Below are 14,149 nucleotides of genomic sequence, written 5' to 3'. Positions count from 1 at the left end.
CGTTCGTCGCCCGCCACCAACCCTCAACGGACGCCTACGGCGCAGCACCCCCGTTCGTCGCCCGCCACCAACCCTCAACGGACGCCTACGGCGCAGCACCTTCTCGACGGGCAGCATCCACCGAACACGCCCTAGTTCTCTCACGGAGTACGGGCGGGGCCCGACCACGGTTCACCGACCGGGGCCGGGCCATCCGACAGCGGCGCCGGGGTCTCACCCGATGTCGAGTCGGTCCAGAACCGCCGCCGACCCGGCCACCACCGCGGCGGTCAGGCCGACGGACGCGGCGACGAGGGGGGCCGCGTCCGCCGCGGTGACGGTGCCGCTGTCGGCGAAGGCCCCGGTCCCCAACTGGGTCGCCTGGTTGACCAGGCTGTACGGCATGACCAACGACAGGACTTCGGGGCCCGCCATCAGCAGGAGCACACCGGCGGTCGCTCCCAGCAGGGCCACGGCCACGGGGGCCGCGAACGAGCGCATCAGCATCGAGAGCCCGACCTGTAGAGCGGCGACCGGGAGGCAGGCCACGACGATGATGAGGCTGACCAGGAAGTAGACGGGCGGCAGGGTCCCGGGAAGGCCGAACACCGTTTTCCCGGCCACGATCACGCCTGCCACCAGTACCGCCTGGAGGGCTGTGGCCAGAGCGGCCAGTACCGCGGTCTTGGCGACGACCACTTCGAGGCTGGACGCCCTGCTGCTCATCAGCGCGTTCCAGTTACCGCCCTGGTGTTCGACCCGCCACACCAGTGAGGCGAGCACGGCCGCGCCGAGAGCCAGGGGGAACAGGCCGTAGAAGACCACTACCCGGAGCCACAGGGTGTGCCAGCCGTCGCCCAGCGGTTGGTCGGTGACGAGGGTGTTGGCCACCCCGGTGATGACGGCCATCACCGGGAGCAGGACCACCACCGCCCAGCTCAGGGAACGCTTCAACTTGAGGAACTCGGCTCGGATCGCTCCCACGGTCAGGCCTCCTGACGATCGAGTGCGCGGGTGGCGACGAGGAAGACCACCGCTCCCACCACCCCGAGGGCGATCACGCTCAGGTGGGGCGGATCGAGTGCGCTCACGCCGCCTTCGCTCGTGTCGGCGGGCGTGGCTAGCGCGTAGTAGCCCCACGGGGGGAGGAGGTGGGCGAGCCACGGCGGCATACCGGTGCTGGAGACGGTGACGAACACCCCCAGGACTCCGATGCCGAGGCCGACGAGCTGGTTGGGGACGCGTGCTGACAGCAGCAGGTGCAGGGCGAGGAGAACCAGGTTCACCAGCACGACCGAGGCGGTGTAGCCCAGCCACGGACCGGCGGGGAAACCGACGGTGATGCCGACCGCCCTGCCGAGGGCGAACACCAGTGCGCTCTGCAGGAGGGTGGCCGCGACCAGGAGGGAGCCGGTCGCGGCGAACTTGGCCCGGCACAGCTGACCGGGGGCCAGCCCGGAGGTCTGGGAGAGGAGCCACCCGTGGCCCTGGTGCTCGATGTCGACCTGTCGACTGGCGAGTACCGCGACCAGGATCGGCGAAACCAGAGGGACCGCCAGGGCCAGGCCCGCGAGCAGCCAGTGCCAGGGCTGCGCCTCGGGGTCGTGTACCGAATCCATGAATTCGGGAGCGGTGAACGCCAGACACGAGAGCGCGACCACTCCGAGGACCATGACGGTGAAGACGGGCAGCACCCGCAGGCGCCTCATCTTGGCGAACTCGTTCACCACGGCGAGACCGGTCACAGGCCCTTCCCCCCGGTCAGATCCATGAACACGTCCTCGAGGGACTGCTCCTGTCTGCGTACGCCGTGGATGGGGACGCCCTGGTGGACCAGGTGGGCCACCAGGTGAGCGGTGGCGGTGTGATCGAGTCCGGGGATCCGCACACAGTGCCCGTCCCGGATCGCGTGCCACCCGTCGGCCACGACGGTCGCCCGCTCGGGTTCTGGGGTGTCGACGATTACGTCGGGTACCGACTGGGCGAGCAACTGGTCCCGTGTCCCCTGAAAGAGCATGCGTCCGTTGCTGAGAATGCCGAGGACGGTCGCTGTTCGGTCGATTTCGCCCAGGAGGTGGCTGGATACCATAACGGTGATTCCGCGGTCGGCCAGCTGTCCGAGCAAACGACGCATTTCCTCGATTCCAGCGGGGTCGAGTCCGTTGGTCGGCTCGTCCAGAATCAGAATGCGCGGCTCTCGGGCCAGCGCCATCGCGATTCCCAGGCGCTGTTTCATGCCCAGGGAGTAGTTGCGGACCCGTTTGTCGAGGTGCTGCTGTAGGCGCACGGTCTGTACGGCCCGCTGGATCTGGCCCTTGTCGAGGTTGAGCAACCGCTGGACCAGGCGCATGTTCTCGCTGCCGGTGAGGTGCCCGTAGGCGGGTGGAGCCTCGATGAGTGAACCGATCGATCCCAGCAGTTCGCGCCGCGTCGACCGCTGCATGCGCTTTCCCATGACGTGTACCTCACCGGTGGTGGGGCGCACCAGGGAAAGCAGCATTTTCATCGTAGTTGACTTACCCGAACCGTTGGGTCCCAGAAATCCGTAGACACATCCTTCCGGAACGCGCAGGTCCAGGTCGTGGACGACTGTTCGTTTTCTGTATGTTTTTCCCAGGCCCTGGGTAATGATCGCGTCAGACACATGATTATGGTCCCCCGTCCGCGATTCGGATTTCATCTACCCGGGGGATGATGCCTCAGTCGTCCTCCGGGATGACGCGAAGGCAGGGATCCGCCCTCAGGGCGTAGCCGAACGTCCCCGGGAGCGGGTGTGGATTCCCTTGGAGGTCTCGCCGGACTCGGCTCTGGGCCTCCGGCCCAGGTGGCCCGAGTCGGAGACGCCCCAGCGGGCCGCGATGGTGGGCGCGCTGCCTACTGGGGGCGGGGTAGGGGGTGCCCCGGTCGTATTCGGGGTATCCCCTGGCGCTAGCGCTGAAGGGTGCTCAGGAGGTTGGTCCACTCCGAGCCCTGGAAGGACAGGTGGCCGTGCTCCCGATGCTGGGTGTCGCGGACCAGGACGCTCTGCCCTTCCGCGACCTCCACGCAGTCGCCGCCGTTGGTGCTGTAGCTGCTCTTGTGCCACGAGGTGTGAGCGGTGGTGTGCGGCGCGGACATCTCCGGGCCTCCTCATCGTTCGAGGGGGGCTTACTGATCGTCTCGTAGGAGCCCGCGCATGAAGGAGAGGGTTTCGTTGGCCTTGAGTGCCTTGCCCAACAGGCTCCCGAACATCAGCGTATACCTGCGAACCTCCTCCGGGTCCTCGGGAACCAGACCGCTGCCCGCTTGCTCCAGGTAGACCAGGTCAGGGTCAGCCTGTTCGGGAAATTCAAGGAGGTTGAACTGTCCGTCCAAGCCGGGGTGGGCGCCACGGGAGAACGGCACCACCCGGATGGTCACGTTGGGCTGCTGGGCCAGGGCGATGAGGTGCTGGACCTGCCCATGCATCGTTTCGGGGCCACCTACCTGGCGGCGTAGCACCGCCTCATCCAGGAGCGCGACGACTTGCAGCGGGGCGTCCTCACGGGTGAGCAGTTCCTGGCGGGACATGCGGACCAGGACCTTCTCATCCACCATGTCCGGAGCTGAAGTGATGGCGGTCTGCTCGATGACGGCCCTGGCGTAGGCCTCGGTCTGTAGGATGCCGGGCACCACGCTGGTCTGGAAAGTGCGCACGACCGAGGCTGCGGCTTCCAACCCGATGTAGCTGTCGAACCCGGGCTTGAGTGACTGGCGATGCCGGTGCCACCAGCCGCGTTTGCGCGCGTGCTTGGCCATCTCGATGAGTTCATTGCGTTCTGCCCCCTGGACGCCGTAAACGTCCAGCAGAATGGCCACGTCACCGGGCTTGGGGCGGGTCATACCGGTCTCGTAACGCCACAGCGTGCTGTCGGTGATCCCGATGCGCTCGGCGACCTCGGCTCTGGAAAGTCCCGAGCTGGCGCGCAGCCGGTTCAGTTCGGCCATGAGGCGTCGCTGTCGGGCGGTGGGGCTCAGGCGTACGCCCATGCTGTCTGACCTCCCTCGATCCTCGTGAACCGTATCACTCAGCATGATTCGATAATCAACCTACGTAAACAGCATGACTTCTTTTTGCACTATTGCAGATTTAGCTTTGGCGGTCCATGCTTGTGCAGAGGGCAGCAGAACAGGCTGCCGTCTGATGGCTAGCGCGTCAGGGAGGGCGTCATGAGTGTTGGTCGGATAGTGGGACCCCGGCGGCCCGGTGGTGGGGTGGGGCGGTCGTCGGCTCCGTGGTGGCGGTACACCGACGGGAACGAGCAGGGGGTGGCACGAGCGCGCAGCTGGTTCCTGCGCGACAAGCGACTCCAGGGCGGGCGCGGGTCCTGGGTCGAGGTGGTCGCCAGCGAGCTCGCCACGAACGCCGTCCGCCACACGGCGAGCAGCGAGAAGTACGGGCGGATGGGGCTCTCGATGGAGTTCCTCAACAGCGACACGGTCCTGATCGGGGTGCTGGACCAGGGGCCCAGGTGGGGTTGCCCGAGGTCGATGCCCCGAGTGATCAACCGTCAGACCGATGAGATGAGCCCGGGCGGCCGGGGTCTGTGGCTCGTCGACCGGATCGCGGAGTTCTGGTGGTGGGAGGGCTACCCCGGGCAGCCGCTGTACCTGCGCGCGATGGTCCGCCTGGACCGTGAGCCGGAGCTGGAGAACGAGACCGTCTGAGGTCGGCGCGGCGGGAAGCGCAGCTCCGCTGAGCCGGGGCCATCGACACCCGCGCGCTCCCGACAACACAGTGCCCGGGCCGGTGCTCCAACACCGGCCCGGGCTGATCAACCACCTGAACCAGACAGGGGATTGACCATGCAGCACCCTACCGGGCGACACCACCGGCGTTGCCGGAGTCTGACCGAACACCTGTGGGCGCTCTTCGCCCTCACCCTCGCCTCGGCGCTGGCCTACCTCCTCATCCCGAACCCTCCAGCTCGGGCCGCGATCGCGCCCGCCCCGGAAGGTCCGCATGGTTCGGACGACGCCCCGAGCCCGGAGCCCTCGACAGCCACCGCCCCGGAAGTCTCCGAACACCGGGAGTACGACTACCTCGACCCCGATCAGATCGCGGGCGCTCTGGTCCGCCCCTACCTCTCCCCGGTCCCCCGGCCGCGAGTGCCCGTTGGTGACCTGCTCGCAGCCCCCGGTACAGCAGCGCCAACGGAAGAGTTCGTCGAACTCGCCTCGGTGATCCGCACCTACCTCCGGGCCTGCGGCTGACACCCGCGAAAACCCCCGAGGGAGCGGTGTTCTGGCCTGACCCGGACCCCGCTCCCTGCCGTGCTGTCCTCGGGGAGAAGCGTTAGGTTGCGGGGCATCCGAAAACGAAACCCCCTGAAACGAAACCCCCTTGCGTTGAGGAGAGCTCCATGTCCCCTGTTCAGATCGTCCGCACGGTGGCCGTTGCGTTGGTCGCCGGTGGCCTCTCCCTGGGCCTGGTGCCCGCTGGGCAGTGCGGGGCGGGGTGGCGGGACCCGGTCAGTACCGGCGACGGCTCCTTCGGGTGGTTCGCCTACGAGGGCATGCCCGGATCGTTGGCCACCACCTGTGAAACAGCTATGGCACCGGTGGGGTCGTGGGCGATCGCGCTGATCGTGGTCGGGGCGACGCTGCTGCTGGGGGCGTGGTTCCACACCCCCTACCGCCGGCCCAAGACGCAGCCTGAGCAGCCCGAGCAGTAGTCACACCCGGGCGCGGACCCGGATGTCCCGGGCGGTCTCGCCGAACTCGGCCTTGAGCATCCGGCCCAGGTGCCCCGAGTCCAGCACTCCCCAGCGGGCGGCGATGGCCGAGGTACTGCGGTCCGCGAGGAGCGGGTCTCCGAGGTCGCGGCGGATGCGGGACAGCCGCTCGGTCCGGATCCATCGAGCCAGGGTGAACCCCCTGGCCTGGCACAGCTTGTACAGGTAGCGGGGCGAAACCCGGTGGGCTGCCGCCACGGACTCCACGGACAGTCCGGGGTCCGCCAGGTTGGCCAGGCAGTACGCCTGAATCCGCTCCCAGGGGTCCTCCGCCTCCTCGGGGACGGCGTCGACGAAGGCCGCGCACACCAGGGACACCAGTGCCGTGGCCAGGTGGTGCTGCGCGCTGGCGACGGCGTAGGAACCCGCACCGCCCGCCACCCCCTGGAGCATGCTGGTCAGCAGTGCCCCGGTGCCGCGTTCGGCACGCACGGGGGTCGCGACCCGCTGCCGGAGCTGGTCCGCGTGGGCCCCGAACAGGTACGCCGGAATACCGACGACGACGGTGTCGTAGGGCTCCCAGAACGGCAGCTCGTAGGGCCGCTCGGTCTCGTAGACCACCAGGTCGCCCGGTGTGAGCAGGCAGCGCCGGTCGCGCTGGTCGACCCCGGCTTTCCCGGAGCGGTGCCAGGCGACCTTCAGCAGGTCCGGGTCGGCGGAACCCATCAGCGAGCGTTCCCGCCGCACCACCATCGGGTCGGCCCGGATCCGGGTGAGTACCAGTTCGTCCACCCGGGTGGTGGAGACCTCGCCTTGGAAGGGGCTGCCGTTCTCGGCCCGCATGCGCAGGGGCGCGAAGGCCTGGGAGGCCGCGGCTTCGAAGCGGTCGATCCGGTCGGTGGCGTGCACGGCGGCCATACCCGTCTCCCCTCCCCCACGCCCCGGCTCTGACATGGGTGTCCTCAGGTCGAGGACTTCCCCGGATGTTAGCCCCGCCACTCGGAGGCGAACAAGGTGTGCGGAAAACGGCGAGCGCCCGTGCGGTGAAGGGCGAGTCCTCCCGGGTCCGCGTGACTACGGTCACTCGAAAGGCGACGAAAGGACAGCCATGGGAGATCACGTCCACGAGGACCTGCGCACCGACATGTTCATCGACGGCGAGTGGACCTCCGGGACCGGCGAGGGGACCATCCCCACGTACGACCCGGGCACCGGTGCCGTCATCACCGAGGTCCCCGTGGCCAGTGAGACCGACGTGAACGCCGCGGTGGACGCCGCCGCGAAGGCCTTCGAGTCAGTCGAGTGGGCGGACATGCTCCCAGCGGCCCGGGCCAAGCTCATGCTGAACCTGGCGGACCTGCTGGAGTCCGACGCCGAGGCCTTCGCCCGGCTGGAGACCACCGACCAGGGCCAGCCGCTCGGTGTCAGCGCAGGGTTCGCCGTCCCGAACGCCGTCGAGCACCTGCGCTACTACGCGGGCTGGGTCACCAAGATCACCGGGATCACCGCTCCGCTGTCGGTGCCGGACGTGGACTACCGGACCCGCCGTGAACCGCTCGGCGTGTGCGCGCTCATCACGCCGTGGAACTTCCCGCTGATGATCCTCATGTGGAAGCTCGCCCCGGCTCTGGCCACCGGCAACACCGTAGTGATCAAGCCCGCCGAGCAGACCCCGCTCACCACGCTCCGCCTCACCGAGCTCGTGCGCCGCGCGGGCATCCCCGACGGTGTCGTCAACGTGGTCACCGGCGGCCCCGAGGTCGGCAAGGCCCTGGTCGCCCACCCCAAGGTCTCCAAGGTGTCCTTCACCGGCTCCACCGAGGTCGGCCGTGAGATCGCGGCGAAGGCCGGCCGCGACCTCAAACACGCCTCGCTCGAACTCGGCGGGAAGGCGCCGTCCATCATCACCGCCGACGCCGATATCGACGCCGCGGTCCAGGGCAACCTCATGGGCGGTCTGCTCAACTCCGGCCAGGTCTGTGCCGCCTACACCCGCTTCTTCGTGGATGCCGCCCGCCACGACGAGTTCGCCGAGAAGATGGCAGCGGGAGCCGCCTCGATGCGCCTGGGCCACGGCCTGTCCGAGAACACCGACCTCGGTCCGCTGGTCTCCGCCGAACAGCGCGACCAGGCCGAGGACTACGTCCGGATCGGCCGCGACGTGGACGGGGCGCACTTGCACGACCGTCCGTCCTCCGCTTCCGAGCCGGGCCCCGGCGGCGAGGGCTTCTTCGTCCGGCCCGCCGTGTTCTCCGGTGTCACCGACGACATGCGCATCGCCCGGGAGGAGATCTTCGGCCCGGTCCTGTCCGTGCTGCCCTACGAGGACCCCGACGAACTCGTTTCCCGGGCCAACGACACTGACTACGGGCTCGCTGCCGTCGTGTGGTCGCGCGACATCGGCGTCGCCAACCGGCTGGCCGCCCGGGTGCGCGCGGGCACGGTGTGGATCAACATGCCCCCGATCCTGGACGCCGCCGCTTCCTGGGGCGGCATGAAGTCCTCAGGGATCGGCAGGGAGAAGGGCTGGTCCGGAATCGAGGCGTTCACCCAGGTCAAGAGCGTGTGGACCAACTTGGCCTGAGTCGCCTTCCCGACAGGCCCCCTTAGCGATGCGTCGACGTGTCGACTTGTCGAAAAGTGCCCCGCCGTCCCCGTGCCCGCCGTCTCCCTGCCCCGCCGCCCCTGCGCCCAGCCGTCCACCTGCCCGGTGGCCCCGCGTCCGACACCGTCCGGCACCACCCACCCGAGGACCCGCCATGGCCGACCCGAAGCATCCGCTCGACGCGCTCACCCCCGACGAGATCACCGCGACCCGCGACCTCCTGGCCCGTACCGGGCACGCCACGCCCGAGAGCCGGTTCGTGTACGTGGGCCTGAAGGAGCCGGGAAAGAAGTCCCTCCTCGCGCACACGCCCGGTACCCCGTTCGAACGCCGGGTCAGGGTGCTGCTCCTGGACACCGCAGGCGGGCCCTCCCAGGACCTCGTCGTGTCCCTCACCCACGGCCGGATCGACGGCGACCGGGCCCTGGACGCCGTCACGGACGGCCAGGTTCCGGTCCTCGAGGAGGAGTTCGAACTGGTCGAGGGGGTACTCAACAACGACGAACGCTGGCTGCGTGCGCTCGGCGACCGCGGCCTGGACCCCGCCAAGGTCCGGGTGGCGCCGCTCTCCGCGGGCGTCTTCGACGACGAGTACCCCGACGAGCGCGGGCGCCGGATCCTGCGCGGCCTCGCCTTCGTCCAGGACCACGAGACCGACATCGCCTGGGCGCACCCCGTGGACGGGCTCGTCGCCTACGTCGACGTCACCAACCACACCGTCGACCGCGTCCTCGACTTCGGGCCCGTTGCCGTTCCCGCGGCGTCCGGCGACTACACCGACCCGGCCGTCGCGGGACCGAACCGCACCACCCAGAAGCCCATCGAGATCACCCAGCCGGAGGGGCCGAGCTTCAGCCTCGACGGCAACCTGCTGACGTGGGAGAACTGGTCACTCCGAGTCGGTTTCGACGCCCGGGAGGGCTTGGTCCTGCACCAGATCGCCTTCTCCGACCGCGACCAGGGCCGCGAGCGCCCGATCATCCACCGCGCGTCGATCGCCGAGATGGTTGTTCCCTACGGCGACCCGTCACCCGTGCGTTCCTGGCAGAACTACTTCGACACCGGCGAGTACATGGTCGGCCGGTTCGCGAACCCGCTCCAACTCGGCTGCGACTGCCTCGGCGACATCACGTACATGGACGCCGTGATCGCCGACGAGTCCGGGGCGCCCAAGACCCTGCCCCAGGCGGTGTGCATGCACGAGGAGGACTTCGGGGTCCTGTGGAAGCACACCGAGCTCTGGTCCGGGAGCGTCGAAACCCGTCGCCAGCGCCGCATGGTCATCTCGTTCTTCACCACGGTCGGCAACTACGACTACGGCTTCTACTGGTACCTCTACCTCGACGGCACCATCGAGTTCGAGGCCAAGGCCACCGGCATCGTCTTCACCTCGGCCCACCCCGGCGGCGACTACCCCTACTCGGCGGAGGTCGCCCCCGGCCTCGGAGCGCCCCTGCACCAGCACCTCTTCTGCGCGCGGCTGGACATGAACCTGGACGGCACCACCCACCGGGTCGAGGAGGTCGACGCCGCCCGGGTGCCCATCGGCCCCGAGAACCCGCGCGGCAACGCCTTCACCCGGAAACGCACGCCCCTGGCCACCGAACTCCAGGCCCGGCGGCTCGCCGACACCTCCGTCGACCGGGTGTGGCACGTGTCGAACCCGAACTCCCTCAACCACGTGGGCCGACCGGTCGCCTACGCCCTGCAGCCCGAGGGCAAACCGGTGCTGCTCGCGGACCCGGCGTCCTCCGTGGCCGCCCGCGCGGCTTTCGCGACCAAGCACCTGTGGGTCACCGCGCAGGACGACTCCGAGCGCTACCCCGCCGGTGACCTGGTCAACCAGCACCACGGGGGCGCTGGTCTGCCCGAGTTCACCGCCGACGACCGGAGCATCGACGGCCGGGACGTGACCGTCTGGCACACCTTCGGTCTGACCCACGCGCCACGCCCCGAGGACTGGCCGATCATGCCGGTGGACTACACGGGCTTCAAGCTGCGCCCGGTGGGCTTCTTCGACCGCAACCCGGCGTTGGACGTCCCGCCGAGTCCGACCAGGCGCGCGCACCGTCCCACCGGGGCAGACTCCCCCGGTAGCTCGGACGGCCCCGGCGGCGAAGGCTGCTGCGGCGGCTGACCGGTTCCGGGACCCCGCCAGCGCCGACCGCCGTCACCGACCCCGTCACCATGCGTGGATTTGTCGACAAATCGACCTGGGGGCGGCCCTCGTGCCGAGGTCCGGAGACCCCTGCCCTACCCGGGGTGTCCGGTTCCTAACGGGTCAGCGGCAGAACCTCCGCGCCCGGCAGCTCGGCCAGCAGCGGCCCGGGGACCCGCAGCTTGGACCTGCGCAAGCCGCTGCCCACAACCACCCACGGGGTGTCGTGCACCGCCTTGTCCACCAGGACCGGCCAGCCCTTGGGCAGCCCGAACGGCGTGATGCCCCCGTACTCCATGCTGGTCAGCCCGGTCGCCTCGTCCATGGGGGCGAACGACGCCTTCCGTGCTCCGAGGTGGCGGCGCAGGGTGCCGTTGACGTCCGCCCGGTCCGTGGCCAGCACCATGCACGCCGCGTACGTCACCTCGCCGCCGCGCTTGGCCGACAGCACCACGCAGTTGGCGCTGGTGTCCAAGGTCAGCCCGTAGGTCTCACAGAAGGCCTCGGTGTCCGCCAGCTCCGGGTCGATCGCGGCGGCCCGGACCGAACCGTCGAAGGGGGCGATGGCCTCGCGTACCGGATCCGCCACCAGTTCCGGGTGGTCGTGTGCCGGCACCCACTCGATCCGTTCAGTCATGGCCGCTCCCCGCTCCTGTTCACGTTCCCGTACACGTGCTCGGAACCGCGGTCCCGTTACGTGCGCCACCATGATGCCGCACGCGGGACACGGAAACTGGCCGCACCCGGACACCCGGGCGCACACCTTAACCGGCCAATACCTCTTAGGGTTCGCGCTATGCGCCAGAGAAACCTGGGGGGAAGGTTCACGGGCGTGGTCGTCTCGACGTTCGCACTGGTGACGGTGTTGGCACCGCCGTCCCTCGCCGGTGAGTCGGGGGTCCAGGCAGCGAGTGACACCGAGAGCCCGTCCCCACACCACAACGAGAAGATCACCGAGTACCACACCAGTGCAGAGGTCCACCCGGACGGGACCGTGGACGTGGTCGAGGAGATCACCTACGACTTCGACACCAACACCAGCCCCGGCATCTATCGGGACATCCCGGTCGTCCTCGAGCGCAGTCTCCTCACCGAACGGGTCGTCGAGATCCATGACCTGGACGTCACCAGCCCGACCGGTGCCGAGACCCGGCTCGACAGCGCGGGAGTGGAGGGCCGCGACTACGTCATCCAGGTCGGCTTGGAGGACGAGCCTGGCACCCACGTCACGGGGGAGCAGACCTACGAACTCTCCTACACCCTCGAAGGCGCGCTCCTGGCGCTCGACGACCACGACGAGTTCTACTGGGACTTCGTCGGCCCCGGCTGGGATGTTCCCAAGGAGGACGTCTCGGTGTCGGTCACCGCCCCGGAGGTCATCGACATCTCCTGCTATCGGGGCCAAGAGGGCTCGACCACTGCCTGCGACAGCACCGGTTCCGAAGGGAGCGCCGTCGAAGCCAGCGAGCCCCACCTCGGCTCCTCAGAGATCCTCACCGTCGCCGTGTCCATGCCCAAGGGCGAGGTGGACACCTCCGCCTCACTGCACGAGACCCGAAGCTCCTGGATCCCGGGGCCGCACATCTTCGTCCTCGCCCTCGTACTCGTCGTCGCCGTGATCGCCATGGCGGCCTTCCGAGTCCGTTCCGGCGCCGCGGCCCGGAACCGCTTCGACCGGATCCCGCCCGGGCTGAGCCCGGCGGCCGCGCACACGATGCACCGTTCGACCGGGATGCTCACCCCCAAGGACCTCATGATCATGCTGGTCCAACTGGAGGAGCGCGGACTGGTCACCTCCCAACCGCACCCGGGTACCCCCGGTGACTGGATCTTCCACCTGCGGGTGAACCCCCGGGACCCTGCCCTGAGCCCTGCCGAGCACGTGCTGCTGCGGGACCTGTTCGCCGGCGCTCCCAGCACCGATCTGCAGAACATGGCCATGTTCCTGCGCCCCTCGCTCACCCAGTCCCTCAACCGGTGCCTGTACGAGGAGAAGCGGGCTCTCGGCCTGTGCCCCAAGCCGGCCACCTACCTGTTGGGGCGGGTGCTGCCACCGCTGGTGTGCCTGGGAGCCGGGCTGGCCCTCCTCTTCACCGGGGACGCCATGCCCGTCCCGGGTGCCGGTTACATCGCACTCCTGCTGTTCGGGTACGCCCTCGCTTCGATCACCCTCCTGGGCTTCGGCCCGTACAACGCCGACGGGCGCCGGGTGCGCGGCCTCCTCAAGCGGGCCCGTGCGGACTCCTCGACCGGCGGGCCGGCGTCGGTGATCGGGTCGCCCTCCTGGGAGCTGGCCGTCGGCATGCCCAGTGAGGAGCTGGACCGGTTGGCCCACGCCCACCAGCAGCACACGTACGGCCCGCGCCCCTACTACTACGACCGCATGTACATGGACCGCTGGCACCGGGTGGCCGGCCGCGGCATGTACCCGCAGTCCTCGGGCGGGGGAGGGGCGGGCGGATTCTCCTCCGGCGGCGGTTTCGGCGGTGGTTCGGCCGGTGGCGGCGGAGGAGGGGGCAGCCGCTGACCCCGCACGGCATGCGTTCCCCGCGAGGGACGCTGCTTCGCGCATCGGCGTGGCTGGCCGCTGGACGTGCCTTAGGGTTCTGCCATGCCGGACACGATGATCCCCCAGGCCCTGACGGCGGCCCAGACAGCCGTTCTCCAAGGGCTGGCCCGGGTTGACGAGAGCACGGTCCGACCCGAGTGGGACCCCCTGTCACCGGTGGCTCTGGTCTCCGGTGCTCTCTTGGTGGTCGTGCTCTCGGCGATGGCCGTTCACAGGTTCCGGACCGAGTCCGCGGCCCTTGGGGCAGCCGTTCCTGAAGGGCTGCGGCCGCTCGCCGCGTACCTGCTCCTGGGCGGGAGCACGTACGTTTCGGGCGCCCTCATGGTCCTGCTGCTCCAGTTGGAGGACCGCGGCAAGATCGCCTCCGAACCCGACCCGGACCAACCGGAGGAGCGCCGCTTCCACCTCCTGGCGGATCCGCGGGACCCGGGCCTGGGCGCATCGGAACGCCTGCTCGTGGAGAGTCTCTTCGCCTCGGGTACCACCGTCGACCCACTCGGCATCCGGATGTCGACCCGAGGAGTGTTCCAGAGCGAGCTCACCGCGGCTCTCCATACCGAACACGTTGACCTGGGGCTGCGCGTCCCGACCGGCCGCTACGCGTTCCTCTGTTTGCTGTTTCCCTTGGCCGCGTTCGCGGGTGGCGTGGTCCTGTTCTTCAATGCCGCAGCTCTCGCGGTTCCGGGTGCCGGCTTCGCCGCGGTGGCGCTGGTCGCCTACGGCGTCGGTGCGCCCCTCCTGCTGGGACCGACGCCGTACAACCCTGCTGGCCGAAGGGTCCGGAACCTCCTCCGGTGGGAGCGGATGTCGGTGCCGGACATACAGACCGGGGCTGCCGCCGGCTCTTGGGAGCTGGCGTTGGGTCTGTCCCACAACTCGATCGACGTGCTCGCTGAGGAGAACCGGAAGTCGGCGCTGCCGACTCCCTACTACTACGAGCCGCGCTATCTCTCCCACTGGGAGGACTTGTTCGGTCCGTCCGACGACCCCGGCGACGCCGTGGATTTCGGGTACGACACGTCCAGTTACGCCTCCCGCAACCGCTCTTCCCGCAACCGCTCCTCCCGTGGCGGCGGTCCCGGCGGCGGTTTCGGCCGTAGGGCGGCCGGTCGCGGCGGCGGTGGCGGCCGCGGGGCGGCCGGTCG

14 protein-coding genes are annotated in these 14,149 nt (G+C 69.3%); 7 read left to right on the top strand and 7 right to left on the bottom strand.

What is annotated here, in order from left to right; all coding sequences use genetic code 11:
- Positions 1–213 precede the first annotated feature (213 nt).
- The 5 genes from ACYVD1_RS33245 to ACYVD1_RS33225 all read right to left on the bottom strand — a co-directional run bounded on the left by ACYVD1_RS33245 (position 214) and on the right by ACYVD1_RS33225 (position 3,987).
- Positions 214–963, bottom strand: coding sequence for an ABC transporter permease (locus ACYVD1_RS33245; RefSeq protein ID WP_460778451.1), 750 nt, complete (start codon positions 961–963; stop codon positions 214–216).
- Between the two features lie 2 nt (positions 964–965).
- Positions 966–1,724, bottom strand: a complete 759-nt coding sequence (locus ACYVD1_RS33240) for an ABC transporter permease (RefSeq protein ID WP_460778450.1) — start codon at positions 1,722–1,724, stop codon at positions 966–968.
- Complete coding sequence (locus tag ACYVD1_RS33235) at positions 1,721–2,623, bottom strand: ABC transporter ATP-binding protein (protein WP_460778449.1); 903 nt, start codon at positions 2,621–2,623, stop codon at positions 1,721–1,723. Before ACYVD1_RS33235 ends, ACYVD1_RS33240 begins: the two co-directional genes overlap by 4 nt.
- Before the next feature lie 284 nt (positions 2,624–2,907).
- The gene (locus ACYVD1_RS33230) at positions 2,908–3,096 is read right to left on the bottom strand and encodes a DUF397 domain-containing protein (RefSeq protein WP_460778448.1); all 189 of its coding nucleotides are present in this window, start codon (positions 3,094–3,096) and stop codon (positions 2,908–2,910) included.
- Positions 3,097–3,126: 30 nt separating this feature from the next.
- Positions 3,127–3,987, bottom strand: coding sequence for a helix-turn-helix domain-containing protein (locus ACYVD1_RS33225; RefSeq protein WP_460778447.1), 861 nt, complete (start codon positions 3,985–3,987; stop codon positions 3,127–3,129).
- 279 nt (positions 3,988–4,266) lie between these two features.
- Between ACYVD1_RS33225 and ACYVD1_RS33220 the strand changes: the two genes are divergently transcribed.
- The 3 genes from ACYVD1_RS33220 to ACYVD1_RS33210 all read left to right on the top strand — a co-directional run bounded on the left by ACYVD1_RS33220 (position 4,267) and on the right by ACYVD1_RS33210 (position 5,672).
- Positions 4,267–4,665, top strand: a complete 399-nt coding sequence (locus ACYVD1_RS33220) for an ATP-binding protein (protein ID WP_460778446.1) — start codon at positions 4,267–4,269, stop codon at positions 4,663–4,665.
- Between the two features lie 138 nt (positions 4,666–4,803).
- Positions 4,804–5,211: a hypothetical protein gene (locus ACYVD1_RS33215; protein ID WP_460778445.1), complete on the top strand. Its 408-nt coding sequence runs from the start codon at positions 4,804–4,806 to the stop codon at positions 5,209–5,211.
- A gap of 149 nt (positions 5,212–5,360) precedes the next feature.
- Positions 5,361–5,672 carry a hypothetical protein gene (locus ACYVD1_RS33210; protein ID WP_460778444.1) on the top strand — a complete coding sequence of 104 codons (312 nt, stop codon included), beginning with the start codon at positions 5,361–5,363 and terminating at the stop codon, positions 5,670–5,672.
- On the opposite strand, the gene ACYVD1_RS33205 is transcribed toward ACYVD1_RS33210, so the two are convergent.
- Positions 5,673–6,590, bottom strand: coding sequence for an AraC-like ligand-binding domain-containing protein (locus ACYVD1_RS33205; protein WP_460778443.1), 918 nt, complete (start codon positions 6,588–6,590; stop codon positions 5,673–5,675). It abuts the gene before it with no gap.
- Between the two features lie 190 nt (positions 6,591–6,780).
- Between ACYVD1_RS33205 and ACYVD1_RS33200 the strand changes: the two genes are divergently transcribed.
- Positions 6,781–8,256 (top strand): aldehyde dehydrogenase family protein, encoded by a 1,476-nt coding sequence (locus ACYVD1_RS33200; RefSeq protein WP_460778442.1) that lies wholly within the window; start codon positions 6,781–6,783, stop codon positions 8,254–8,256.
- A gap of 175 nt (positions 8,257–8,431) precedes the next feature.
- Positions 8,432–10,414, top strand: coding sequence for a primary-amine oxidase (locus ACYVD1_RS33195; RefSeq protein ID WP_460778441.1), 1,983 nt, complete (start codon positions 8,432–8,434; stop codon positions 10,412–10,414).
- A gap of 136 nt (positions 10,415–10,550) precedes the next feature.
- On the opposite strand, the gene ACYVD1_RS33190 is transcribed toward ACYVD1_RS33195, so the two are convergent.
- Positions 10,551–11,072, bottom strand: a complete 522-nt coding sequence (locus tag ACYVD1_RS33190) for a YbaK/EbsC family protein (RefSeq protein WP_460778440.1) — start codon at positions 11,070–11,072, stop codon at positions 10,551–10,553.
- A gap of 159 nt (positions 11,073–11,231) precedes the next feature.
- Between ACYVD1_RS33190 and ACYVD1_RS33185 the strand changes: the two genes are divergently transcribed.
- Together ACYVD1_RS33185 and ACYVD1_RS33180 are read left to right on the top strand one after the other, a co-directional pair.
- Positions 11,232–12,962, top strand: coding sequence for a DUF2207 domain-containing protein (locus ACYVD1_RS33185; RefSeq protein WP_460778439.1), 1,731 nt, complete (start codon positions 11,232–11,234; stop codon positions 12,960–12,962).
- Positions 12,963–13,046: 84 nt separating this feature from the next.
- A partial coding sequence (locus ACYVD1_RS33180; RefSeq protein WP_460778438.1) for a DUF2207 domain-containing protein occupies positions 13,047–14,149 on the top strand: 1,103 nt, incomplete at its 3' end.

Source organism: Nocardiopsis nanhaiensis, from assembly GCF_054778635.1.
The sequence above is the reverse complement of the archived record's forward strand: the minus strand, read 5'-3'. Positions and strand labels throughout refer to the sequence as shown.